This is a genomic window from Lelliottia sp., assembly GCF_045627565.1.
Lineage (GTDB): Bacteria > Pseudomonadota > Gammaproteobacteria > Enterobacterales > Enterobacteriaceae > Enterobacter.
In genome coordinates this window covers 115,393-138,935 of sequence record NZ_JAZQNX010000019.1, presented here as the reverse complement: position 1 = coordinate 138,935, position 23,543 = coordinate 115,393, and the positions used below count along the sequence as shown (strand labels likewise).

Genomic DNA, 23,543 nt, shown 5'->3' with positions numbered 1-23,543 from the left:
CGCCGTCAGACCGGTTTCAAAGTGGGGCAAGGTCTATTATCATCGGCATATAACATATGAGCCGCGTATTGCTCGGGCCCGAAAAGGAATCAAATCACTATGCGCTGTAAAACGCTGACCGCTGTCGCAGCGGTTCTTCTGATGTTGACCGCAGGTTGTTCCACTCTGGAGCGAGTGGTTTACCGTCCTGACATCAACCAGGGGAACTACCTCACACCTAACGATGTGTCTAAAGTTCGTGTCGGTATGACACAACAGCAGGTCGCTTATGCATTGGGAACCCCGATGATGTCCGATCCATTCGGCACCAATACCTGGTTCTACGTTTTCCGTCAGCAGCCTGGTCATGAAGGCGTAACGCAGCAGACGCTCACGCTGACCTTTAACAGCAGCGGTGTGTTAACGAACATTGACAACAAACCTGCTCTCACCAAAGAGTAAGTTTTCAGAATCGAAAAATGCAAAAAGGTGCTCATTGAGCACCTTTTTTATTATCTCTGCTGAGGTTAGCAAAAGAGATTCTACTTCCCTGCCTTCTCCGCACGCTGACGACGCAGCTCTTTTGGATCAGCAATCAGCGGACGATAAATCTCAACGCGATCCCCATCATTCACCACATCGCCGAGCTTAACGGGCCGGCTGTAAATACCGACTTTGTTTTTAGCCAGATCAATGTCACGACGAAGTTCTAGCAAACCCGATGCCCGGATCGCTTCCTCAACGGTTGCGCCCTCGTCCAATTTTACCTGCTGTAGATACTGCTTTTCAGGTAATGCGTAAGCGACTTCGACAGCGATCTTACGCGACACTGTAAACCTCTTTCGCGCGGACAGTAAACGCCTGAACCATATTCGCAGCCAGCTCCTTGAAAATCCGGCCAAACGCCAGTTCAATCAGCTTATTGGTAAATTCGAAGTCCAAATGGAATTCGATGCGACACGCGTCAGCACTCAGTGGCGTAAATTTCCAGCCACCCATCAGTTTTTTGAAAGGGCCATCGACCAGATGCATCAAAATACTCTGGTTGTCCGTCAACGTGTTACGGGTGGTAAACGTTTTACTGATCCCCGCTTTCGAGACGTCCACTGCCGCCGTCATCTGAGTCGGACCGGCCTCCAGCACTCGGCTTCCGGTACATCCCGGAATAAATTGTGGATAGGACTTAACGTCGTTCACTAATTGGTACATTTGCTCCACGCTGAACGGAACAAGCGCAGTACGGCTAATCTGAGGCATAGCTTTTTCCATGGTCACACAACCAACAAATAATAACATTTATCCCTTGTTAAAAAAACGGCAGGCCTCATCTCGTGCTAAGATAGCGCGTTAGACCTCACAGGACGCAGTCGCAATGAGGTTACTTTTTGAAATCAGATGACCTATGGTTTTACGACACTTATGACGAAGAAAAAAGTACATAAACCTGGCTCGGCCACCATTGCGCTCAACAAGCGTGCCCGCCATGAATATTTCATTGAAGAAGAATTCGAAGCTGGTCTCTCCTTACAGGGCTGGGAAGTTAAATCCCTGCGTGCGGGGAAAGCCAATATCAGCGACAGCTATGTGATCCTGATTGATGGCGAAGCCTTCCTGTTCGGCGCGAACTTCACGCCGCTGGCTGTCGCCTCTTCCCACTACGTTTGCGATCCGATTCGCACCCGTAAACTGCTGCTGAATCAGCGCGAGCTGCAATCCCTTTACGGGCGTATCAACCGGGAAGGTTATACCGTCGTTGCGCTCTCGCTGTACTGGAAGAACGCCTGGTGCAAAGTCAAAATCGGCGTTGCGAAAGGTAAGAAACAGCATGACAAACGTTCAGATCTGAAAGATCGCGAATGGCAGGTCGATAAAGCACGAATCATGAAACACGCAGGGCGTTAACCCCGCGTAAATTTTATACAGATTACAGTGATTTAAGAACTTGACGTTCCGGACTGGCATCTCCGTTGGCAGTTCTGGTATACTGAGTTCAACACATTGGGGCTGATTCTGGATTCGACGGGATTTGCGAAACCCAAGGTGCATGCCGAGGGGCGGTTTGCCTCGTAAAAAGCCGCAAAAAAATAGTCGCAAACGACGAAAACTACGCTTTAGCAGCTTAATACCCTGCTAAGAGCCCTCTCTCCCTAGCTTCCGCTCTTAAGACGGGGATAAAGAGAGGTCAAACCCAAAAGAGATCGCGCGGATGTCCTGCCTGGGGCTGAAGTGCTAAAACTAATCAGGCTAGTTCGTTAGTGGCGTGTCTGTCCGCAGCTGGCGTGCGAATGTAAAGACTGACTAAGCATGTAGTACCGAGGATGTAGTAATTTCGGACGGGGGTTCAAATCCCCCCAGCTCCACCAATTTTTGATATATTGAAGTTCAGTGAAGTCTATCAAGCCCGCATGGAACCAGCCTTGCGGGCTTTTTTACGTCTATAATAGTCTACCGAGAATTGCTAGAATCTACTCGTTATGGCACCCTTTTTGGGACCCAACACGAAGGGTCCAAAACATGAGGGTCCCAAACATGGCAAAAATCGCTAAGAAGCTCACTGACACTGAAATCAAAAGCACCAAACCTGCCGAGAAAGAGGTTAACCTTTTTGACGGCGATGGTTTGCTCCTGCGAATCGCCCCCTTGGCGAAGGGAGGAAAGAAAAATTGGTATTTCAGATATGCAGTGCCTGTGACCAAAAAGCGAACTAAGGTGAGCTTAGGAACCTATCCTCACCTTACACTTGCGAAGGCACGAGCTTTACGTGATGAGTACTTGTCGTTGCTTGCAAATGGTATAGACCCACAAGTTCATAACACCCACAAAGCCAATGCCCTTAAGGATGCCACGGAACATACATTTCAAGCAGTAGCCAGGAAGTGGCTTGATGAGAAAGTCAAAACGTCAGGCATCTCCCAAGATCATGCTAACGACATCTGGCGAAGCCTAGAGAGAAATATCTTTCCAACGTTGGGTGATACCCCCATTAAGGAGATTCGCCCTAAAATGCTTAAACAGCATTTAGAACCCATAGAAAAACGAGGTGTCCTTGAAACACTTCGCCGCATCATATCCCGCCTGAATGAAATTTTCCGCTATGCAGCAACAGAAGAACTCATAGAATTCAATCCGGCTGACAACCTGGGGCAACGGTTCAGCAAGCCAAAAAAACAGAATATGCCAGCATTACCCCCTTCCGAACTCCCCCGCTTCCTGGTTGCTCTAAACAATGCTTCTGTCCGTTTAGAAACAAGGCTACTGATTGAGTGGCAACTTCTCACATGGGTTCGCCCTGGTGAAGCTGTTCGCACAAGATGGTCAGATATTGATATAGAAACCGGCATGTGGAACATCCCGGCGGAGTTTATGAAAATGAAGAAACCTCACAAAGTTCCACTGAGCAAAGAAGCTTTGCGAGTCTTGGATTCAATGAAAGCCATCAGCGGGCATAGAGAGTGGGTTTTTCCCAGTATCAAAGCTCCACTCAATCACATGCATGAACAAACAGCTAATGCGGCTATAATCCGTATGGGCTTCGGAGGTGAGCTTGTAGCTCATGGTATGCGATCAATCGCCAGAACGGCTGCTGAGGAGTGTGGCAAGTTTAGAACTGATGTCTTAGAAGCCGCCCTTGCCCACTCGAAAAAAGATGAAATAATTGCAGCCTACAATCGTGCAGAGTATCTCACAGAACGTGTGGTTCTCATGCAATGGTGGAGTGACTATGTTTCGTCTCAAAAATACAAAGTTATTGCCGCATAACTCTTCCATGATGGGTTAACTATCTTGATTTATTTGAAGAATTAATGATCACACCATTAACCTATGTGGACTAAGCATAGCCATTTACAAATGGGTACCTTGAGGCCAAATAACGAAAGCTGTCGGTCATATCAGCTAAATAATTCACATCTCTTCTCGATTATCATACACCTCGAAGATCTACCAAATTCGCTCTAATCAATGATAAAACAGTTGAATTCGGTTAAAATTTGATCAATTTTATCCTCTACATTGTATTGAATCATCCATGAGGTTTCGTGCATGGCTAGCGAAAATGACAAAAATCATAGAGTTAGGGTCGCACAGTACTTGAGGATGTCTACCGACCATCAGCAATATTCTTTACATAATCAGTCCGAATATATCAAAGATTATGCTGAAAAGAACAATATGGAAATCGCTTATACCTACGATGATGCAGGTAAGAGCGGAGTCAGTATCGTAGGCAGGCATTCTTTGCAGCAGTTACTTAACGATGTAGAACAAAAGAAAATAGATATACAGGCTGTATTATTTTATGATGTGAGCCGTTTTGGTCGTTTTCAAAATAGTGATGAAGCTGCATATTATTCCTTTCTATTTGAGAGAAATGGTGTAGATCTTATATATTGTTCCGAACCTATACCCACTAAAGATTTCCCTTTAGAGTCCTCTGTTATACTCAATATAAAAAGATCTAGTGCTGCATATCACAGCAGGAATTTATCTGAAAAGGTATTTATAGGGCAAGTAAATTTAATAAAGCTTGGTTATCATCAAGGCGGTATGGCTGGTTATGGACTGAGACGTCTTTTAGTAGACGAAAATGGCATAGCTAAAGAAATATTGAGTTTCCGCAAAAGAAAGAGCATTCAAACAGATAGGGTAATATTAATTCCGGGACCAAAAAATGAAATAAAAATTGTAAATAGAATCTATGATCTCTTTATAGATAATAACGTTCCAGAATTTATTATTGCTGAGAGATTAAATGAACAGAACATTCCTGCAGAAAATGGAACATTATGGACTCGTGCAAAAATACATCAAATTTTGACAAATGAAAAATATATTGGAAACAACATATATAACAAAACCTCATCCAAACTAAAAAGTAGGCTTGTAAAAAACCCCAAACATGAATGGGTTAGATGTGACAAGGCATATAAACCTATTATTTCAAAGAAAAAATATAATAAAGCTCAAGAAATAATTCAGCTCCGATCCATTCATTTGACTAATGAAGATCTATTAGAAAAACTAAAACAAAAATTAGAATCTAATGGAAAACTATCAGGCTTTATCATTGATGAAGATGATACAGGCCCTTCATCTTCTGTTTATAGAACGCGATTTGGTGGTCTTTTAAGAGCATATACTTTGATTGGTTATAAGCCAGAACATGATTACAGCTATCTCAAAATAAATGAAGCACTAAGATCATTTTACTCAGAGATAATTGAGGATTTTAAAGGTGAAATTTTAAAAAGTAACTGTCATATAGACGAGTATAAATATGCCCCAATGCTTTACATCAATGATGAGTTTTTAATTTCCGTCCTTGTTACTAAATGCATACATATGAAATCAGGTAAACTTAGATGGAAAGTCCGGTTTGATAACTCACAGAAAGCAGACATAACAATTGTTATACGAATGAATTCACAAAATATTTCACCTCTTGATTTTTATATCATACCAAAGATTGAAAACGAATATAGTAAAATGTGCATGACGGAAACAAACAACATTCGATTAGATCTCTATAGATTTGATAATCTTGATAAACTTCTACAAATTATTACTCGCATGAAAGTGAGGGAACTATATGCTGCCTGAAAAAAATGAATTCCCAATAATTCAAATTGAGATTGCAAAAATAAAATTTCTTAACCCACGAACAAGAAATAAGGTAGTGCATGAAGAAATAAAGGAAAGCATAAAAAAAAGAGGATTAAGCAAACCTATAAGCGTAAGAGCTATTGATGAAGACGATTTCAAATATGCTTTAATTTGTGGTCAAGGGAGAATAGAAGCTCTCGTTGCATTAGGTGAAACTATTATTCCAGCAATTGTAAGAGATGTATCAGAAGAAGATGCTTACGTTATGAGTTTAGTTGAAAACATTGCAAGGAGAAGACCACGTTCTAATGAGTTATTACAGGTGATTAAAGACATGAAAATCAGAGGACTTTCAGACTCCGAAATAAGTGAGATTACTGGATATTCATCGAACTGGGTGAGCAGTATTAATATGCTACTTGATAAGGGAGAGCATAAACTTCTCTCAGCAGTCGAACGGGGTAATTTGCCTCTATATCTCGCAGTGCAATTTGCAAGATGTGAAACTGAGGAAGCACAAGATATTCTTACCGAAGCATATGATAAAAAATTAATAAAAAGTCGGGACATTATAAAGATAAAACACATTCTAAATCAAAGAACAGTTGGGAATAAAGGTGCAAAAGCAGCCGGATTTTATTATCACAAACCATCAAAAAGGATGACTGCAGAGGAGTTGATTGAGCTTTATGAAAATAGTATCGCTGAACATAAATCTGTTTATAACAACTCAAAATTCATAAAAACCAATCTACTAATAGTAAATGAGATTTTTAACATCATAATGATGAATAAAAGCTTTCAACATATACTTGAACAAGAGAATCTTTCAGAACTACCATCTCAGATATTAAACCCAGTAAACAAAGAGGTATCAAAATGATTCAGATACGTTTTGGCGATAATTTTATTTACCTGGAAACTAATAAGTTAATTCCATCTAAGGAATTATTAGAAAACGTAAAGCGAAGCCATAAATATTATCAAATAGTTACCTCTATCGAAAGCTTAGGTATTATTGAACCAATAATAGTGTTCTATGACAAAGATAAAGATGTCACTAAGATACTTGATGGCCATTTGAGGGTTGAGGCTTTAAAAGACTTAGGTATAGAAAAAGCTCCATGTATACTTTCGAGCATAGATGATGCTTTCACTCCTAACAAACAAGTGAATCATATAAATGTAGTAGAAGAACATAGAATGATAATTAAGTCTCTGGCAAAAGTATCAATTGAAAAACTTAGTGCTGCTTTGGGCATATCTGTTGATGCCATAAAAGATAAAGCTAATGTGATGAACGGCATAGATCCAAGTGTAATTGCGAAACTTTCTGATAAACCTATACCTAAGGCTACATTTGACGTTTTGAGGAAAATGAAGCCAATTCGCCAAATTGAAGCAGTCGGTACAATGATTAATTTTGATAATTATAGTAAAAAATTTGCAATGAGCATCTTGGATGCAACACCGGCATCGATGATAGTAAATAAAGGGAAAAACACTCCCTATAAAAAGGACATAAAAAAAACCATACTTCGTCTGGAACAAGAAATGGCAACAACTTCGGAAGAAACGAAAAAGCTTCAAACCGAGTATGGTTCAGATATGTTGAAATTCGTTATAATCCAGTCATATATTAATAAATTACTTGGCAACTCTAAAGTTCTTCATTGGTTCTTAGAAAACGAGGTTGATTATCTTAATGAGTTAAAAAGAATTTCTAGAATAAATTCTTTGGACGATAAGACTCTTATTGAAAACAGCAAGTCATAGTCATGGTTTTATATAGCCTAAATAAACCAAGAAGTATACTTACACAACGACCTTCACGCCGAAGAAGCTGTCAGATACGCCAGCAACTAAAGCATTACGTTTAAGTGTCAGTCATTGATACGAAGGGATAACTGCGTATCAGCAGCCGGACATTGAGTCGAATAAAGGCTGGTAGAGAGGGACAGTTCTGTGTCACCAGGAGATTAGTCAGAAACATCAGCGGCAGAACAGATGAACCAGCAATTGGTAGTGCACAGAAAACTCTCCAGTATTTAATTATTCAACTTAACACTAAAAAAATCACATAGTTAATATCATAATTTTTCTTTGGTCTACGTATGCGAGAGATATTGTGGCTTTAACCGGGTATTAGGAGTCGTTTCAGATAAAAGATGTTCTTCGATTCGACTGGACTTGGTAATAGCAATAAGTAATCGTTAATATTGAAGGACGAAAGGCTACTTCAAAACAAAGTAACCTTTCCAATATCCCCATATATGGGACAAGTAGTACATTAACTGCACATAGTGCAGGATACATATGACATAAAACTTTTTATTTATGGCATACATTATAAATAACTTGTATTTTATGAATGTCAATAGGTTCTTGTGTAATACTTTTAAAATAATTAATTGATTGTTTTTATTATAGCTTCGCTTGTACAAGCGAAGATCCTCTTGTTCTTGAATGAATAATGCCAATTATAAGAGAAGCAAGGGCTAACTCTACGAAGCCGCTGCGCTTGCTTCTCCGAGTTCCTCTTGCTTTTCAGCCCTTCGGTTAGAAAAGAACAGCCAGACCCAGTAAGCACATATCCATTGAACTGCGCCCAATGTTTTGTGACAGATTACTATAGAAAGGTCGACTTTGGCACGGAGCGTTCAAGCTAACTGAGCTGAAGGTCCGCTGTGAGCGAAGAGCGGAAGTTCGCAACTCCAACAACATGACTAACATTGAGGTGTATTAATCGATGGGGCTAGGTCTACACGGTTCGGCCTCGGCATGGTAACTTGGTACCCGTGGTGCCTGTCTTTGGGCAGCAGAATCATCGAGCCTGTATCAGGCTCGATGGACAGTAGCAGCGTTGGATTGTCTACAATAATCTGGGAGTTGATTGTGAGCAGCAAATCAGGGGCGCTTTAGGCTTACGGTCTCTTACAGGGTGAATTGGTCGGACGCATACCTAAATGTTAAGTACGCTTGTTTTATTTTCGTTTAACTTTTACTTTTTTTTCTGGCTGAGGAGTTTCAATAAAAAGAGAAAAATCAGATTCATCCCGTAATTTATGCAGATACTCTTTCTGATCCACATTCTTAAATACGTCAGCCGAATGTAGGTCTTTTCGATATTGGATTTCATCAGCCAGAACAGAGGACAACTCCGAAAGCTCTTCGAAGATTCCTGCCACAGAGAAACCAATGCTCAAAGCTGGGTAAATGGGTTGGGCTGTGTTGTTAGGCAAAAAAGCCACTATCCCACACATCAATTCGTGATTACTCTTTCCGCCGTGCCCGGTCCAGTTGTGTCGAAGATCCATAAATTTCATGTGTTTTTTTTGCTGAGATTCAGACATCCTCTTCAACACCTGAGTTTCTTGTAGCTGGGCAACTCTTCCGTCGGCAGATGTGAAGCACTTTCCGTATAGTGTGATTGCTGATAGGTATAAGCTGCTACAAATTAAATGATTTTGATCATCGAATCTAAACTCTCTAACCGGTGAGTCATTTTGCAGTTTCTCGTTAACTATTTTGCTACCGAGCTCAGCATAAGCTTGTATTTTATAAACGTCGTTGAGCATTCCTTGATAGCCTGCCGTCAGCCTCGCTGGATGAGAATCGATCTTTGCTATTTTGCATAATATGTCATTATGATACACTTTCAAAACTTGGCCGTTGTCAACCGGGTTAGAGCAAATCTCCAACCCATTATCTATGAGCAACTTTTTGACATCTTCCATAATTATCCCTAAATTTTAGATAAATGCTATTAGGCGTGTACACTTCGCGGATTAGGAAACCATTTACTTTGACTACGACTGAGCCGTCCATGTTTTGGGAGAAAACTCACAAGCTGGTTTGAGGTGGTGGCAGTCAATCATAAGATGCGGCTTTCATAGGATGCGTAAGATTAATATTTTTATAACAGTAAATTCGTGCATTCATTTAGCAGGCTCAAGCATTTCATCTAGGTCTACATCAGCAGAAATAACTCCTGCGAAAGCGAGCCCTCTCTAGCCAACGACTAGTTTCAGATTTAAATGCGCAACTTGCCCTCCCTCTTTTCTAAGGCAGAGTGCCGGGATTGTCAATTTAAGTTTTCATGTCTCATGGGCACAGATATTCTGTTTCAGAGTGAGATTTGAGATGGCTCACTAAGGATGAGGGCACACTCCCTAGGTCGGAATCGGCTTTCGTATATGACAGTTATTGAGCGATTGCCGACCGACCAACGCGAAGGACCGCTTTGGTTTTCACGCAAAAAAGGCGGAGAGCCCCATTTGAGTTCTAACCACTGGTGAGATCGCGCCTGCGGCCAGTGTACTGCCCCTCGCTTAATTCCCCGCTACACCTGAACACTACGCCAATTCAGTTCATCAGCAATTATGACTATCACCTCTCATACTGAATACGAGGTATTTAACCGGCAGCAATGAGCGAAAAGAGGACCTCTGCAATTATTCTTACTGCTGTCTTATCCAGAGTAATCTAAAAGTTGGTGTAATGGTTTCATTACATTCACTGAAAGTTTCACTTTATATAGCCTAACTTTTGACAAAGTTGGTAGCTATTATAATCAAGATGTTCAAGATCTTTCAGGAAACCTTTATCAAGTGTAACAATCAAAGTGTCTGGCATGTTTAAGGAAATAACAATCAGGAAATCAAATATGTCATTTTTTCGCAACTTCCTGCCATTTTTATAAGCACTGTCAATCTTATTCAATAGGAAATCCATAGACTTCTCAGTGAGCCCACTCAAATCTAGCATTCCATTTCTCATTTCTGCCATATAATTATTTATTATCGTATTGTATTTTGCTTTAGATGCAAAAGATAAAGGATTGTCGATGTATTTTTTAAGTTTTATGTTAAAGTTATCACTATCTAAACTAATGATTAAGTTCTCAAGGTTCACCGAGGATTCATTATAAGGAAATGTATCGGTTTTAATCATGTGATAATTTATATGAAAAACATTTAATAACATGATTATTTTACTTTGGAAAGCATCTAGGGCAGCTTGTTGTTCATTTCCATTCATATATCCATTACGTATTTCATCTTTAAAGTAATCTAATATTAGATCCATGTTAGACTCAAATAAAGAACGCACCATCATTAATTGTTTTTGATTTCGTGTCTCATCACAAAATTTGTAGCCATCCTCTCTAATAACCTCAAATAACCCAGAAACAACTAATATAAGTATAAACCTGTAGAATTCAGCTTCCCTGGAGATTTTTAACGTTTTAATCTCATCAATGAGATCTGCAACTTCTTCTATTTCCTTCGCGAAGTGTAACATGTAAAGATATTCATTCGAAATTGGGGCATGACCTATGCTAATGAGCTCAATGCTTTCATTTATGATAGGTTCGAGGCATTTCTTTATTGTATCTAAATCATATTGAAATTTAACAACCATCTCTATAATTGATGGGGTGGTTATGGATAGCTTAAAATCATTAAGACTCGAAGTTACCACCTTTTCATTCACAGAAACTCCAGTCAGGGAATATAAAATATTTGTGTCAATTACTACTCTACGCATACAAACCTCACTTGTAAATTTAAAAGAATAAATAGTGCGTGTCAATAACATATATCTTTTAAATATTACAATGCTATTTTTAATTATAAATATAGTATATCTAATTGAATTATAATTCAATTCATGCGTCATGAAATACTCATGAACACATTTCCGTAATCATCCTATCCCAGCACGAAGCAACTTCCGCTTCTGGCACGAAGCGGACGATCTGCTGGAGCCGAAGGTCTGCAATGAGCGAGGAGCGGAAGTGGACTTAATAAGATTACCAGGGGAGCTTCAAATGTTACTGGCGCGATTTTCTGAGATACTTATAGCTTGAGCCGATTCGCCTCGGAGACTTCCATGCCGTCAAACTTCTTGCGCCAAGTGTAGAAAGTAGCGTCCGAAATAGTGTGTATTGGGCAGAGTTGCTGGGCAGAAACCCCGGCTTCGGTTTCTCAAAGGATGCTGGTGATCTGTTCGTCGGAAAAAAGCTTCTTCATGGGAATGTGCTTATGTTATTGAAGAAGACATTATTAACATCACGGTGTATTAATGAACGGGGAGCAGGTCAATCCCAGTTATTCAGCATGATACCACTTATACAAACAAGTCATGGCGCCGCAATTGATAGGAAAATTATAGTAAGAGTGCCTGTGTTGTCAGTGAATGCGAAAGAGGAAGTGCTGCGCAATTTTAGCAAAAAAATAGAAAAGAGCTCTACTAACTTCCCTTTATTTTTAGTTCGTTAAAGATATCTTCGGTTACTAATCCATTTTTAATTAATTGTTGCACAATATTTTTATTTTCATTGAAATCATCAATGTGCAAGCCATGATTTTTTTCATTGGCAATTCTCGTGATCACATGTACGCTATCTGTATAATCAACCTTATTTTTAAGCTCATTGAGCAAACTGATACTTGGCTTTAAAGTTGAAATTAGCTTACCAAACTCGATTTGTAACTCTTTGGATTGATGAGTATTAATATATTCTTCAATAAAAGAGTCAAAATCGTCCTGCAACTCGACTTTAAGGTTTGCTATATCCTTCATAACATTTTCTAACTCAGAAGAATATGGCCGCCCATGTTTAAAATCGAATAAGAAAAGATTTGCTTTCTCAATACATTCGCAAATATAAAAAACTGTATAAAGGGAGAATTTTTGCTTAACTTTTAATTTCCCATAGGCATAGTGAACCAAAAGATGTTTAGCATTAATAATGTTTTTATTTTTTGACAGTTGATTATTGGTTGCAGGCGGGTAAATTACCACCTCAACATTATCTAAACTTTAAAAAGCTTTCAAAATAAGAGCTTCAACTTTATTCCAAGCGAGGCCCCCGTTACCACACCCTAAAGGTGGTATTGATATTGATGTGATTTTTCTTTCGACTATGGACTTTGTTAAAGATTCAAGGCCTTGGGAGATAAAATCATATGTTGATTTTTTTCTCCAACTATCCTTAGTGGGAAAGTTTACGATTATCTTTCCCTTTTCTTCAACAAGTAAAACCTGTCCAATTTTCATTGTACCAGTGCCACAAGCTCTTTTGTAAACTTCGAAATTATTGGGAAAGCTTTCTTTGAAAGCCAAAGCAATACCCTTTCCCATGACTCCTTGGCAGTTTACAGCATTCACAAGAGCCTGCGATGTAGAAGTTAGAAGATTTCCGCTTGCATACTTAATCATAAAATTAGAACATATAAGAGTTGACTGTTACAAATATACTTAACCCTTGTTTTTTTATCAAGTCTTCAACATATTTTTTTTCGTCGTCATTTTTGACATAGATGCAGCAAAAATTTTCCGGCTCGACCGTTACACTTGATAAACACTCAGCCATACATACAGATTTGCATTCTGCATTTTTATAATCCCTTGTATTCATAAGCTCCCAGTTAATTTGAGTCATCCCTTGTTCATAATCTAAGAGGCTGACAGCAGAACTGGCGGATAATGGATGTTTAGGAATAATTTTCCAACCATTTTTACTGGCAAATATTCGTCTAACCGAAATAATGCAAAATGATTTTTCTTTATGGTCTTTCAAAACTCTTCCATCAAATGGATTTTTAGTAAAAAAATGAAAGGGAACCATTGTTTGCAAATTTAAGCTTCGCGACCTGTTATTATTTCTCCGTCGGCCACATCAACAAACTCGCCTTTTACTGACGCACGGGATCTTAATCCTGTGTCTAAAATATTAGGGAGATTATCCATACATGTTAAATGATAGAGAAGAGCCTGATCTTCGATTTTTTTCCTTTCGCTCATTTCAACTTATCCTTTTAAATTCGTAGATCCTCATATAAAACCAAACCTCACTGGCAGTCAAGGCATTTAAGACCATTCTCATTGAATACTTCCTATCAATCTAATTTTTAGTTTTTTTTGGTGTGTGATTTGGCATTATTGATATACAAGGTAAAACAACTGTTCAGTGGTCTACAAATGCTGAGTGATTCCGATAGCCGGTTTGAGGGGGCAATGGCCATGGTGCATGCGCAGAACAAAATGAAAAAGGCAGGTATGCCTGAAAGAGTATGTATTGCCTGAAAACTCAACCAGCGACAGAGATGTTCGCTCAGAATCTGATTTCATCAACAAAGCCTAAGTCCATTGGAAAAGGGTATGTGGAGAGCAAGGTTTAGATATGCTCAGTTCATAAGGTCACACTTGCAGAGATTTTTGGGGTGATACGTGCTCTTAGCTGCGTTCTTTGAAAAACGCAGGGACATTCTGGCCTTCCCCATGAGTACTAGTTTTCATTGCATCGATGGGTATGAGCAACGTCCGCTCCTGCCACTAATCGGACGAGCTTACTTAGCTGAAGGTCTGCTGTGAGCGAGATGCGGAAGCCCAAAATTTATTACTGCCTGATTTGCTTGCGCTGCCATAAATGCATGATTGTGATACATTGAAATGCTAGCGTTCTTGGTATGGTAAAGTGGACATATGAGCATGGATATTCCCAGAGTTTTTTATAGGTTCCGCCCTATTAGTCGGTTGCTAGGCCAACCCGCCACCCCCGGAAAATTTTCCGAAGATGGAACATGTCTAGAGCCAGCTAGACAAGCTATTCTAGGTGAGTTGGAAGAAGGTTATATTTTTGCCTCTTGCCCAGAAGATTTAAACGATCCATTCGAAGGTTACACAAAACTTTATTGGGCTGGTGATGAGATTGTTTGGGCTAACCTCTTTAAGCATTATATCTATGCCTTAGGAACTCACCAAATTGAAAGAATGGGAGGCGTAGAACATCAACCAATCCCCATAGTACTTTCTCGCGCACCTGAATTTTTAGTGCGCGTATATGAAGAAGTATCAGAGCTGATTCTTGCTAATAATAGGCTACAAGCGCACATTCGAGAACTTTCTTATAAAGAACGAAAGGTAACTAAAGAAGAGCTACATTGTCAATTTGTAGCAATGCACTCGTTTATAACCGATAGGTTGTTTTTTGTCTTTGCAAAGCATAGGATCGTACCTGAATACAAGTCAATCATTCAGGGTAAAGAATTCCAATTTTCCGAAACTCTTCTAGAATTGCAAAAATATAATAATAAATATAATCAGTCGTCTGATGAAGTTGAATTGAAATTTGTTCTTATCGCGCAAAAATATAAAAATGAACTATTTAAAAGAAGTATAGTGGAAAAACGGTCGGGTAATCAATGCTCGCAACTCATAGACTTCCCCAGTTTATATGTAGAACAGTTGCCTAATCTTACACATAGCCCGTGGTATGTCGCTTGTTTTATGTCTTCTTGTAAAAACTCAGCCATTTGGGGCTCTTATGGAGATAATCACAAAGGTGCTTGTTTGATTTTTGATACAATACCCAATGATGATAATGAACCTTGTCTTATGCTTACGGTCCCTTGGGATAAACCTGATGGATTGGGAAGTCGTAAATGGCGGGCTAAATTTCAAAAAGTTGAGTATAAAAATGAACCCGTCGAACTTAATTTTTTCGAGACTTTATATCATTTAACTCGTTCAGAACTTGACTATAATTGGCTTACTGACAGAAATAAACGTATAAGTACTGCAAGCCGTGGTTATGGTAGTAACTGCACAAGAGATAAATACTGGGATGATTTAGATGTTCGATTAACACGAAAGTGGAAGGACTGGGCTGAGGAATATGAATATCGAATCGTTTATAACCCTTCACTACCCGATGCATCAAGCCCAACATACAGAAAGTTGAAATATGAATTTTCCGCACTTAAAGGCATTTGTTTTGGCGCAAAAACATCATTTGAAGATATTTATCAAATAATTAACATGATAATTTTACTATGCGAAAAGCATAATAAGTCTGAATTTTACTTCCATCAAGTCTATCATAACCCATTAACAAATACACTTGAATTTTTGCTACTGGCCACATTGGCCGAGCTAAAAAATATAGAAATATCAATAAATAAAAAACAGCGCCATTACCCGGATAAATAGTAGTGGTGCTGTCAATACTTAAACTGACTATTGAGAATATCTGGAACTAAATTTATGTGAACGTCTGTTCTTGGCACTAAGCGGACAAGCTTAGTGAGCTGAAGATCTGATGTAAGCGAGATATAGTCATTCGCTCCCTGAGAATTACACTTTGAAGTGATTCAGGGCATGCGCTTACTGGTTACGAATATTGAGCGAGAATCACGTGATGATCGCCGCTTTTCTTTCGAGCCAGTAGGTGCTCTGATCCTATCCACATAATGTGTACGCGGCCCTAAGCGAGGTTCTGACTTTCAAACTGTTCCGGGCTGAGACTGATCTTACCTGCGAATATTGGACACGCGAGTAAGGGAGTAGACTCTTTGCCAGCATGCCGAAAATACCTCCTTTTTTATAGGAACTATTGTCCCTGAAAATCAACTATCGATCAGAACAGCGGAGAAAGCAGGCCGTAAATGTTTTCTCAGATATGAATTTCTTAGCTTTATTGGTACACCTATGAACAATAGTTTGATTCGAATTAAAAGTTATACCTGAGCACAGAATAACTGAGATGATATGAGCCAGTTTCCCTCCTCACTCTAACAATCATAATATGGATAGAGTTGAAGCAATTTTTTATTGATGGAACACTGTTACTGAAAATATTCCTGCAATATAAAATCTCGAAAAAATACTACCCCGCTCTCTGAAGAGCATATACCACAATTTATACTCCTATCAACACCTGATATTTTCAGCCTCTATTCCTGACAATCATGTAATTTCACCCATAAACAAACAAGTTTATTAATGATAAATAAAAACAGCACTTTTTGACAAATATTATATTCCTTATATAAAACATCAAATTAAATTAATTAAATAAAAAGAAAACGCTTGCGTATTTTTCATCATTAAAAAATAAATTTGATTTATATTTATTTGATAATATATATTCATTTCACCAAAACAATAAAGGAGAATAAAAATGAAAAAACACAATTACCCAACACTGACAAACTACCTTGCCAAAACCAAAAAGAATGCAGATCTCTATAGATTATATAACCCACAATTTTCTGTATTCGGAAAACCAGTAAGTGAAGAGCGGGATTTTTACTTTTGTTACTTTTCCAGGCATATGATTACTCAGAGAAATATCTTAACCCTCTTTTCTATTCATACCTTTCTCTCTTACAACGTAAGCAAGAAAGAGACAATTAAATCATTTGTACATTTTCTCAGAAACGCAAACAATGACACCTTCAACAATGCATTTCAGTTTCGCGGGTGCAATATCATTTATCAAAACAAGAAGAGAGAAGTTAAAGAGATCTCATGGTTTTCATTCTCACGGATCTATGACGATATCGTAAAAATCAAAGAGTATAGTGCTAACAATGAAATTTATAACAAATTCGCAGCCTAAAAAGGAGAGAAACATGACTAAACAAATGATAAACATATTAATCCAAAGTGAGACGAGAGAGGAAGTTATGAATTGCATAAATTCAGGAATAAATATTAATGCTGTTGATTATTGTGGTAGAAATGCCCTTTTCTATTGCGACCAATTAGACGCTGTCAAAGCAATGATTGAAGCAGGCATAGAACTAAACCACATAGACAGTTATGGTAATAATGCACTGTTTTGTAACACTAATCCAAACGTTCTGGAATTGTTAATCCATTCAGGCATTAATATTCAGCACAAGAATAATCAAGGCCAATCCTGCCTTCACCAGAAACGCTATAATATAAAATGTGCAGAAATTCTTATTAATGCAGGTGCTGATATCAACAGTATTGATATTGAAGGCCAGACTGTACTCTACAACCTCTATTCCATAGATGCTTTTGACTACTGGATAGAAAAAGGCTGTAATATTAATCACACTGATCATAATGGTAAATCAGTACTCGATTTGTCTGTGGACAATGGAAAGTGGCATTACAAATCAAACGTCAGTGCTCTTATCCGACATATAGAAAAAATCGATAGCACACCTGTTTTAATCAGACATATCACTTATGACTCTTTAGAGCTTATTAAATTCCTCAAACAAAATGGTATTAATTTCATGCTTGCAGAGCATTGTACAGTTGAATTATATGTTAAAGACATGAGATCAATCTTTAACGAAATAAAACAACATATCGAAATCAAGCACACACAGTTTTATAATTGTCGCAATGAGCATATTGGTATCTACACCGGCATAGAGAGAGTGAAATGGTTTATTCGAAATGGAATCCGAATGGACGACGATATACTCAGACAGCGTTCTGACTCCGATAAGATTTTTTCTTATATCGCAGGAAGAGAGAAAAAAGACCTGTTAAAAGAAATGAAGCCTGAGATCCCCCGTGCACCTGTGCGAAAAAGACTCTAAAACTCTGGAGTAAACAACCCTTTTCTTAGTCTGAAAGGTTTCATTTAATGACCACTAATCTGATATGTCCTCGTGGGTATACTATTTGTCAAATGGTATACCTTTTTTAATCCAAATAATTAAATTATTTACCCCGTAACAACTTGACTTATTCACTTCATCGGTTATCTATAGTAATAAAGATGAAATAAAAGGATAACTATGAACAGTGACATGAGTAATGATGATGATATAACCAGAGTATCAAAACGCGGAAAATTCCATACTGACAACCTTCCTGAGAATGAAATACGACATCACTGCATCAGTGTCAGATTAAATGAAGAAGAGTTAATTATTCTCGACAGTAAAAGAGGTCAGTATAAAAAAGGAGAATGGCTCAGGATGGCTTCCCTGAATAAACTCCCGCCGATTCTGCCAGAAATCAATCGTGAAGCATGGATTAAACTTGGCAGCCTTTCACAGGATTTAAACCACCTGCTGAATCATCTCGACAGCAAAAGCCCTGACAGCGAGCTGACCCGTACAGAACTCTTCGCCCTGCGCAGACAAATCAAAACTCTCAGGGATCACCTTATTCCTTCAACATTTCTGGAGCCAGGCCGATGAAAGGCATGCAGAAAATAAAAAGGGGTAAACAATTCACAGGTGTGGTTCTCTATAGCCTGAAGTCAGGTTCTCACCACAAAATTACGCCTTATGTTATCGGTGGCAATATGACGGGCAGCACTGCTGCTGAGCTTATCAGTGAATTTGAAGGCACCCGACTGCTGCGTCCCGATGTCGCCAAACCTGTCTGGCATAATTCGCTTCGTCTGCCAAAGGGAGAAACACTGTCAGTCAGACAATGGGCGGCATTCGCTGACGATTATATGACCCGCATGGGATTCACTGAAACCCATCTTCGCTGCTATATCATGCACGATGATTCTGACGGGCAGCATATCCATATAATAGCTAACAGAATTAACATGGTCGGTGGGAAATTATACCTTGGTAAAAATGAAAACCTCATCAGTACCCGGATTATCAGCGAGCTGGAGAGAGTACACGGTCTCACCGAAACTACGGGTGTAACCGGTAGTCGCCGTCAGGATAAAAGGAAGCCCTCCCGCAACGAACTGATGATGGCTGAACGAACTGCGGCTCCCTGCCCTAAGTCACAGTTGCAGGCCCTTATCGACAATGCATTAACCCACCGCCCCGATTTACTAACATTTGTCCGCTTACTGGAACAGGAAGGCGTGAGCTGCAAACCCAATATCGCCACAACGGGTAAAATGAATGGATTTTCATTTCAGTACCAGGGCATCGCCTTTAAAGCCTCTCAATTGGGTAAAAAATATGGCTGGTCTTCCCTGCAAGCACTGGTTGATTTTACGCCGGAACATCTGACTTTACTGAAAGAAGCACGGAAGCCAACAGAACCCACAACTGCGTCGGTGCCGGTGCCAGTGCCAGTGCCAGTGCCAGTGCCAGTGCCATCATGCGAGTCTGAAGAACAGGTTGCAAACCGGGAAACGATTCTGGAGAAAATCCATCAGCTTGAAGAAAAAATTAGTCTGGAAAGACAACAGGAGACAGTGGGCCTCATCCAGCTCAGGAGCAAACTGCACAATACAGCTCGTAAGATACCCCGCCAGCGTCGTCTGTATTCGTGGCTTATATTGCTCGGCCATCTTGTTGTACTTCTCAGACGCAGAGGAATGTCACTGCTGCATGCCACTGCCCATCCTTTTCGCAGGATTCTTCATTTGCAACTGTTGACACCTGTTCCTGTGACAGCATCTCATTCTCCTCAGGAACAATCAGTTAGCAATAACCAGCTTCTCACACCATAAAGTTTGCTAGTCCATAACCCAATGATAGTCAATAAATTATTGATCGTTTTTATAGATCGATAATTTGCATATGATAGCCACCACCTATCACACAACAATCATCGATCGGTACAAGCAATTTTACTAAAGCGATTCTTTCATCGAAAATGCTCAAAAAGACATCAGCTTAAATCAACTCCGGGAGTCGCAATGAGTAACCATATCGTCCAGTGCCCCTTTTGTTTTAAAGAAAGTCCTCACGGTGTAAAAATTTGCACCGGGTGCCATGCAAAAGTGGTTTACGGTGAATGCCCTGTCACTGTAGCCATTCTGTTCGGGATCGCTGTGATGCTCCTGGCTTACTTCGCAGGCTCATGGACTGAAAATTTTATCGTCTCTGTCATCGTTTTTTTTGGCAGTATATTTATTCTTAAGTACCAGCTTAAAAAAGTTTATGCAGACAGAATTCTGTTTATTCAACGAGATTGATTTAACGCTTTATAAAACAATAAAATGAGGGAGTTTATGCACAGATTCATTGCTACAGCATTTTTTATTTCTGCTTTCTTTATTTCTGGTTGTTCTAACTCAGGAAACCAGATTCTTAAAAATGAAACATCACAAAGTCTGCAATCAAAAATCATTAAAAACAAAACGACGAAATCTGAAATTACTGCCCGCTTAGGTGAACCGAACACCCGAACTACCCTGGACAGTGGTAATGAAGAATGGACTTATTCAATGGATAACAATCAGTTTGATGCCACCACATTCATTCCCGTTGTTGGGCTGTTGACAGGAGGCTCACAGACGCAAGCCAAAACGCTGGAAATAGAATTTAAAGGAGAAACGGTCAGCAAGTGGTCGTTCTCTGAAAATAAAAGCAGAATGAATACGGGTCTGATTCAATAACTCACCTTACAGCCAGGGATCTATTTATGAAAATCTATGCCGTTATCACACTTGTTGCCGCTGCATTGTTGCTGAGTGGCTGTAACAGCGAACCCTCCGAACAGGATATTTACACGGCCATGAATAAGGTCGTGGAACAGACGAATGCTTTCGTGAAATCTATAGCAGGCAAAGATGTCCCAAAAGACGCACTGCGCGAATTAAAATCAGTCAAAAAGCATGACTGCGTAGAAGTATCTGATAAAAGCTATAAATGCAATGTGACAGCTATTGTCGATAACGAAAAGCGTACTGCTGCTGTAACCCTTGTCAAAACGGATGATGGCTGGCAGATCGTTGATAAGTAAACCCACCGTAAAACCATCACGACAGGCGGGACACCGAATGGATGGCCCTGCCTTTTTTATTGCATCTGGTGTCCTGCCGGATACGCCTGCTCCATTTATCTCCAGTATCCCATGTCTATCCACGCCGCTGTCGCTGTCAAAGTCTTTTCCTGATCACTGAGCCAGGAGGAGTATAAGCCAGAGAGCCTGTAATGCGTTTCTTTTCATACTGTGCCAGCAAATCAGCATAAATATGCTCTGCTTCATCCAGATTGCCTGAAATATAATTCACGAGTGAATTCAGGCAATGCAGCAACGTGTCGCTATTTGCAAGCTTCCTGAGCAGAGTTGTGTTCAGGGTTGAAACGACTCCTGTAAACATCTGCATAATATTATCAACGTGATAACATGAATTGCGGTACTGCGCCCGTGAATAAAAATACTTCAGATGATACCCTGCGAAGAGAACATAAAGTTTTTTATAAAAGACATTGTTATTAACGCTGTTGTGATTATGGGTTATAAACTTATCAACAATATGTATAAATTTTTCCTCCTGAGATAAAACATTAATAGCACTCATAATTCCCTCCATACTTTTGTTTTTATAATTAAGTAATATCATCTTAAAAATTAAAATCAATAGTAAAATGAAAATATTTTATTATTGATATATATTTTATTCCCCCATAAATAAAAATAGCTTTTACTGTGCTAATGTTGTGTCTTCCCGACTGTATTACTATTTCATATTTCAATTATCTAAGTTATTTCCCTATTGCAGATAAGAAACCCACAGGAATATTTTTTGAGAGCTTGCTACGCACTGGCTTACGCCCCGACTACCGATAAATCTTAATTATTTTTACCAAACAGTTGAAAAACCGTAATTTTATCTCCCTGGCAGCGCCGCTGAGTGCACGCAGCACTCACTCGCTGAAGCAGAAAGGGTTTTTCCGAAGGGTCCCGGCGTGAGCCGTAGTCAGCAAACGGGCAAATCATGTATCTGTGTTCGCTTTCCCGATCAACTCAGCCTCCTGATTTTTTTGCGCGAAGCGTATTTGTGCTGACAGCTAACCCCATTCGTCTGAACTTCTGCGCGAAGCGTATTTGTAATGACAGTTAACCTCAGTACTGTGAACTCGTGCGCGAAGCGTATTTATACTAACAGAAAACACTATAGCAATGTTCTGAAGCCCAATGGCGCAACACACAGTTGCGCAGGCTTCACTTAAGAAATGATATTATTTAAGAAAAGCAATAATAAAAGTGTTTTCATCAGGTACACCAAGGCCTTGAGTATCGATCTAATGCAAAACTGTGGTTTCTTATTTCTTTATCACTCTTTTATCTTGCAGATCAAAATCGAAAATTACCAAATAAAATCATATAATTACACAAAATCTGCCGTTATTAATTTCAGCACCAAAAATTATCAATCACATAACAGGTGATGGTTAAATTTAGCACCCCTTGTTTTAAATTTTACAACCTATTACCACCACCAAATAACGGATAAAAAATTCAAATAAAATATAATTAAAATAATACTACCAAAGCCGTTGACAAATAAATTAAATATGCCATATCTGTAATCATAACAATAAAAAAGGAGCCATTATGTCAATCACAAGTGTTGTATTAACTAAAGAACAAAAATCCATTATTGCAGAAGCATTAGAGGTTATGCCCGAAGATCTGGAAGAAATAAAAATTAAAGCAACCAGCTATAAAAAGACGTCCTTCAGGGACGATTTCTCAATGATCTTTAAAGGTAATATGGCGACACTCGCCAGAATGGATTTGACGCCCACAGCATTTAGAATTGTTCTTTATCTCTTCTCAGCCATTGATTATGGCAATATTATTCCTGATTTTTCACAGTCTCGTACAGCCAGAGAGCTTGGACTTAATAAATCTAATGTTTCACGTGCATTTAAAGAATTATTTGGGAGGAAAATACTTATTCGTGACACCATAGATAATGAGGTATACCTGAATTCAAATTTATGCGTTAAGGGAATCCCTCGTCGTTTCAATGAAGATCTGATGGATAAATTCAGAAAGTCCAGACTGGAGACAGAAGACTTTTCCAATTCGTTTAACTTTTATCGTGCAGGAAGTAAAACAAAGCCGGTTAAAAACTCCAGAAGAAAATATCCTGCAGACGGAATTCCATTTTAAAAACATTACAGCATGGTAACTTTTTTCTCCACACGAGTAATAAATTTAACCAAAAAAAGGATTTCTTTATGAAACAAAAACGCTCCACTTTTCTTCAAAAGAATAAATCTTCTGTTGAAAGACTGAATATGAATAATACTATTTACAATGTATTCTGGTTGCTTACATTAACCGCTTCGCATACGCCAGACAGAGCATTTTTTTTCCTTATTTTTATCGTATTACGTATATTGCACAGCAAGAATGGATACATATCACACCCGACTGCTTTTATCAGACCATCGATGAAATGATTGATATGAATATTATTAAACCTACTAAATTTAAATATCATCACCGTTTAAACC

22 protein-coding genes, 1 other RNA gene and 2 pseudogenes are annotated in these 23,543 nt (G+C 39.0%); 16 read left to right on the top strand and 9 right to left on the bottom strand.

Features of this window, described 5'->3' with window-relative positions; genetic code table 11:
* The first annotated feature begins 99 nt into the window (after window positions 1-99).
* Complete coding sequence (bamE, locus tag ACKI5T_RS11285) at window positions 100-441, top strand: outer membrane protein assembly factor BamE (protein WP_015960091.1); 342 nt, start codon at window positions 100-102, stop codon at window positions 439-441.
* 80 nt (window positions 442-521) lie between these two features.
* Here the strand turns inward: bamE and ACKI5T_RS11280 are convergent, their stop codons facing one another.
* Together ACKI5T_RS11280 and ACKI5T_RS11275 are read right to left on the bottom strand one after the other, a co-directional pair.
* Window positions 522-809 carry an RnfH family protein gene (locus ACKI5T_RS11280; protein ID WP_015960092.1) on the bottom strand — a complete coding sequence of 96 codons (288 nt, stop codon included), beginning with the start codon at window positions 807-809 and terminating at the stop codon, window positions 522-524.
* Window positions 799-1,236 carry a type II toxin-antitoxin system RatA family toxin gene (locus tag ACKI5T_RS11275; RefSeq protein ID WP_041689497.1) on the bottom strand — a complete coding sequence of 146 codons (438 nt, stop codon included), beginning with the start codon at window positions 1,234-1,236 and terminating at the stop codon, window positions 799-801. Before ACKI5T_RS11275 ends, ACKI5T_RS11280 begins: the two co-directional genes overlap by 11 nt.
* Before the next feature lie 162 nt (window positions 1,237-1,398).
* Between ACKI5T_RS11275 and smpB the strand changes: the two genes are divergently transcribed.
* The 6 genes from smpB to ACKI5T_RS11245 all read left to right on the top strand — a co-directional run bounded on the left by smpB (window position 1,399) and on the right by ACKI5T_RS11245 (window position 7,356).
* Window positions 1,399-1,881, top strand: coding sequence for an SsrA-binding protein SmpB (smpB, locus tag ACKI5T_RS11270; RefSeq protein WP_407437451.1), 483 nt, complete (start codon window positions 1,399-1,401; stop codon window positions 1,879-1,881).
* A gap of 98 nt (window positions 1,882-1,979) precedes the next feature.
* Window positions 1,980-2,342, top strand: a transfer-messenger RNA (tmRNA) gene (ssrA, locus tag ACKI5T_RS11265).
* 166 nt (window positions 2,343-2,508) lie between these two features.
* Complete coding sequence (locus ACKI5T_RS11260) at window positions 2,509-3,738, top strand: integrase domain-containing protein (RefSeq protein ID WP_159514719.1); 1,230 nt, start codon at window positions 2,509-2,511, stop codon at window positions 3,736-3,738.
* Between the two features lie 282 nt (window positions 3,739-4,020).
* On the top strand, window positions 4,021-5,577 hold the full coding sequence (locus ACKI5T_RS11255) for a recombinase family protein (RefSeq protein ID WP_159514720.1): 1,557 nt from the start codon (window positions 4,021-4,023) through the stop codon (window positions 5,575-5,577).
* On the top strand, window positions 5,567-6,463 hold the full coding sequence (locus tag ACKI5T_RS11250; protein WP_023337657.1) for a ParB/RepB/Spo0J family partition protein: 897 nt from the start codon (window positions 5,567-5,569) through the stop codon (window positions 6,461-6,463). Before ACKI5T_RS11255 ends, ACKI5T_RS11250 begins: the two co-directional genes overlap by 11 nt.
* Window positions 6,460-7,356: a plasmid partitioning protein RepB C-terminal domain-containing protein gene (locus tag ACKI5T_RS11245; RefSeq protein ID WP_159514722.1), complete on the top strand. Its 897-nt coding sequence runs from the start codon at window positions 6,460-6,462 to the stop codon at window positions 7,354-7,356. The genes ACKI5T_RS11250 and ACKI5T_RS11245 overlap by 4 nt, the downstream gene beginning before the upstream one ends.
* Before the next feature lie 1,208 nt (window positions 7,357-8,564).
* Here the strand turns inward: ACKI5T_RS11245 and ACKI5T_RS11240 are convergent.
* The 6 genes and pseudogenes from ACKI5T_RS11240 to ACKI5T_RS11215 form a co-directional block, all read right to left on the bottom strand.
* Complete coding sequence (locus ACKI5T_RS11240; RefSeq protein ID WP_407437447.1) at window positions 8,565-9,317, bottom strand: hypothetical protein; 753 nt, start codon at window positions 9,315-9,317, stop codon at window positions 8,565-8,567.
* A 790-nt stretch (window positions 9,318-10,107) separates the two neighbouring features.
* On the bottom strand, window positions 10,108-11,262 hold the full coding sequence (locus ACKI5T_RS11235) for a hypothetical protein (RefSeq protein WP_407437445.1): 1,155 nt from the start codon (window positions 11,260-11,262) through the stop codon (window positions 10,108-10,110).
* 185 nt (window positions 11,263-11,447) lie between these two features.
* Window positions 11,448-11,615: pseudogene (locus ACKI5T_RS11230) on the bottom strand (transposase); the annotation flags it as partial.
* Between the two features lie 220 nt (window positions 11,616-11,835).
* Entirely contained in the window at window positions 11,836-12,390 is a 555-nt protein-coding gene (locus tag ACKI5T_RS11225) for a hypothetical protein (protein ID WP_407437443.1), read from the bottom strand.
* An 18-nt stretch (window positions 12,391-12,408) separates the two neighbouring features.
* On the bottom strand, window positions 12,409-12,807 hold the full coding sequence (locus ACKI5T_RS11220) for a macro domain-containing protein (protein WP_407437441.1): 399 nt from the start codon (window positions 12,805-12,807) through the stop codon (window positions 12,409-12,411).
* Window positions 12,808-12,811: 4 nt separating this feature from the next.
* Window positions 12,812-13,338 (bottom strand): annotated as a pseudogene (locus ACKI5T_RS11215) (DarT ssDNA thymidine ADP-ribosyltransferase family protein).
* Between the two features lie 741 nt (window positions 13,339-14,079).
* Here ACKI5T_RS11215 and ACKI5T_RS11210 point away from each other — a divergent pair.
* From ACKI5T_RS11210 to ACKI5T_RS11175, 8 genes are all read left to right on the top strand, one after another.
* Window positions 14,080-15,579: a DUF2971 domain-containing protein gene (locus ACKI5T_RS11210; RefSeq protein ID WP_407437439.1), complete on the top strand. Its 1,500-nt coding sequence runs from the start codon at window positions 14,080-14,082 to the stop codon at window positions 15,577-15,579.
* A gap of 970 nt (window positions 15,580-16,549) precedes the next feature.
* Window positions 16,550-16,990, top strand: a complete 441-nt coding sequence (locus tag ACKI5T_RS11205) for a hypothetical protein (RefSeq protein WP_159514726.1) — start codon at window positions 16,550-16,552, stop codon at window positions 16,988-16,990.
* 13 nt (window positions 16,991-17,003) lie between these two features.
* Entirely contained in the window at window positions 17,004-17,954 is a 951-nt protein-coding gene (locus tag ACKI5T_RS11200; RefSeq protein ID WP_407437437.1) for an ankyrin repeat domain-containing protein, read from the top strand.
* 201 nt (window positions 17,955-18,155) lie between these two features.
* Window positions 18,156-18,563: an ATP-binding protein gene (locus tag ACKI5T_RS11195; RefSeq protein WP_407437435.1), complete on the top strand. Its 408-nt coding sequence runs from the start codon at window positions 18,156-18,158 to the stop codon at window positions 18,561-18,563.
* Window positions 18,560-19,795 (top strand): relaxase/mobilization nuclease domain-containing protein, encoded by a 1,236-nt coding sequence (locus ACKI5T_RS11190; protein WP_407437434.1) that lies wholly within the window; start codon window positions 18,560-18,562, stop codon window positions 19,793-19,795. The genes ACKI5T_RS11195 and ACKI5T_RS11190 overlap by 4 nt, the downstream gene beginning before the upstream one ends.
* Before the next feature lie 189 nt (window positions 19,796-19,984).
* On the top strand, window positions 19,985-20,263 hold the full coding sequence (locus tag ACKI5T_RS11185; protein ID WP_407437432.1) for a hypothetical protein: 279 nt from the start codon (window positions 19,985-19,987) through the stop codon (window positions 20,261-20,263).
* A 36-nt stretch (window positions 20,264-20,299) separates the two neighbouring features.
* Window positions 20,300-20,686: a hypothetical protein gene (locus ACKI5T_RS11180; protein ID WP_159514731.1), complete on the top strand. Its 387-nt coding sequence runs from the start codon at window positions 20,300-20,302 to the stop codon at window positions 20,684-20,686.
* Window positions 20,687-20,712: 26 nt separating this feature from the next.
* Window positions 20,713-21,033, top strand: a complete 321-nt coding sequence (locus tag ACKI5T_RS11175) for a cell wall-binding protein (RefSeq protein WP_159514732.1) — start codon at window positions 20,713-20,715, stop codon at window positions 21,031-21,033.
* 136 nt (window positions 21,034-21,169) lie between these two features.
* Here ACKI5T_RS11175 and ACKI5T_RS11170 read toward each other — a convergent pair whose 3' ends face one another.
* Entirely contained in the window at window positions 21,170-21,595 is a 426-nt protein-coding gene (locus ACKI5T_RS11170; protein ID WP_159514733.1) for a hypothetical protein, read from the bottom strand.
* 1,037 nt (window positions 21,596-22,632) lie between these two features.
* Between ACKI5T_RS11170 and ACKI5T_RS11165 the strand changes: the two genes are divergently transcribed.
* Window positions 22,633-23,196, top strand: coding sequence for a LysR family transcriptional regulator (locus ACKI5T_RS11165; protein WP_180260636.1), 564 nt, complete (start codon window positions 22,633-22,635; stop codon window positions 23,194-23,196).
* Window positions 23,197-23,543 lie beyond the last annotated feature (347 nt).

Excerpts from the sequence above, each read along its gene's own strand:
- ACKI5T_RS11190 (WP_407437434.1), top strand. The coding sequence starts at position 18,560 with ATGAAAGGCATGCAGAAAATAAAAAGGGGTAAACAATTCACAGGTGTG.
- smpB (WP_407437451.1), top strand. The coding sequence starts at position 1,399 with ATGACGAAGAAAAAAGTACATAAACCTGGCTCGGCCACCATTGCGCTC.
- ACKI5T_RS11205 (WP_159514726.1), top strand. The coding sequence starts at position 16,550 with ATGAAAAAACACAATTACCCAACACTGACAAACTACCTTGCCAAAACC.
- bamE (WP_015960091.1), top strand. The coding sequence starts at position 100 with ATGCGCTGTAAAACGCTGACCGCTGTCGCAGCGGTTCTTCTGATGTTG.
- ACKI5T_RS11240 (WP_407437447.1), bottom strand. The coding sequence starts at position 9,317 with ATGGAAGATGTCAAAAAGTTGCTCATAGATAATGGGTTGGAGATTTGC.
- ACKI5T_RS11210 (WP_407437439.1), top strand. The coding sequence starts at position 14,080 with ATGGATATTCCCAGAGTTTTTTATAGGTTCCGCCCTATTAGTCGGTTG.
- ACKI5T_RS11165 (WP_180260636.1), top strand. The coding sequence starts at position 22,633 with ATGTCAATCACAAGTGTTGTATTAACTAAAGAACAAAAATCCATTATT.
- ACKI5T_RS11200 (WP_407437437.1), top strand. The coding sequence starts at position 17,004 with ATGACTAAACAAATGATAAACATATTAATCCAAAGTGAGACGAGAGAG.
- ACKI5T_RS11180 (WP_159514731.1), top strand. The coding sequence starts at position 20,300 with ATGCACAGATTCATTGCTACAGCATTTTTTATTTCTGCTTTCTTTATT.
- ACKI5T_RS11170 (WP_159514733.1), bottom strand. The coding sequence starts at position 21,595 with ATGAGTGCTATTAATGTTTTATCTCAGGAGGAAAAATTTATACATATT.
- ACKI5T_RS11275 (WP_041689497.1), bottom strand. The coding sequence starts at position 1,236 with ATGCCTCAGATTAGCCGTACTGCGCTTGTTCCGTTCAGCGTGGAGCAA.
- ACKI5T_RS11195 (WP_407437435.1), top strand. The coding sequence starts at position 18,156 with ATGAACAGTGACATGAGTAATGATGATGATATAACCAGAGTATCAAAA.
- ACKI5T_RS11255 (WP_159514720.1), top strand. The coding sequence starts at position 4,021 with ATGGCTAGCGAAAATGACAAAAATCATAGAGTTAGGGTCGCACAGTAC.
- ACKI5T_RS11260 (WP_159514719.1), top strand. The coding sequence starts at position 2,509 with ATGGCAAAAATCGCTAAGAAGCTCACTGACACTGAAATCAAAAGCACC.
- ACKI5T_RS11175 (WP_159514732.1), top strand. The coding sequence starts at position 20,713 with ATGAAAATCTATGCCGTTATCACACTTGTTGCCGCTGCATTGTTGCTG.
- ACKI5T_RS11235 (WP_407437445.1), bottom strand. The coding sequence starts at position 11,262 with ATGACGCATGAATTGAATTATAATTCAATTAGATATACTATATTTATA.
- ACKI5T_RS11185 (WP_407437432.1), top strand. The coding sequence starts at position 19,985 with ATGAGTAACCATATCGTCCAGTGCCCCTTTTGTTTTAAAGAAAGTCCT.
- ACKI5T_RS11245 (WP_159514722.1), top strand. The coding sequence starts at position 6,460 with ATGATTCAGATACGTTTTGGCGATAATTTTATTTACCTGGAAACTAAT.
- ACKI5T_RS11220 (WP_407437441.1), bottom strand. The coding sequence starts at position 12,807 with ATGATTAAGTATGCAAGCGGAAATCTTCTAACTTCTACATCGCAGGCT.
- ACKI5T_RS11250 (WP_023337657.1), top strand. The coding sequence starts at position 5,567 with ATGCTGCCTGAAAAAAATGAATTCCCAATAATTCAAATTGAGATTGCA.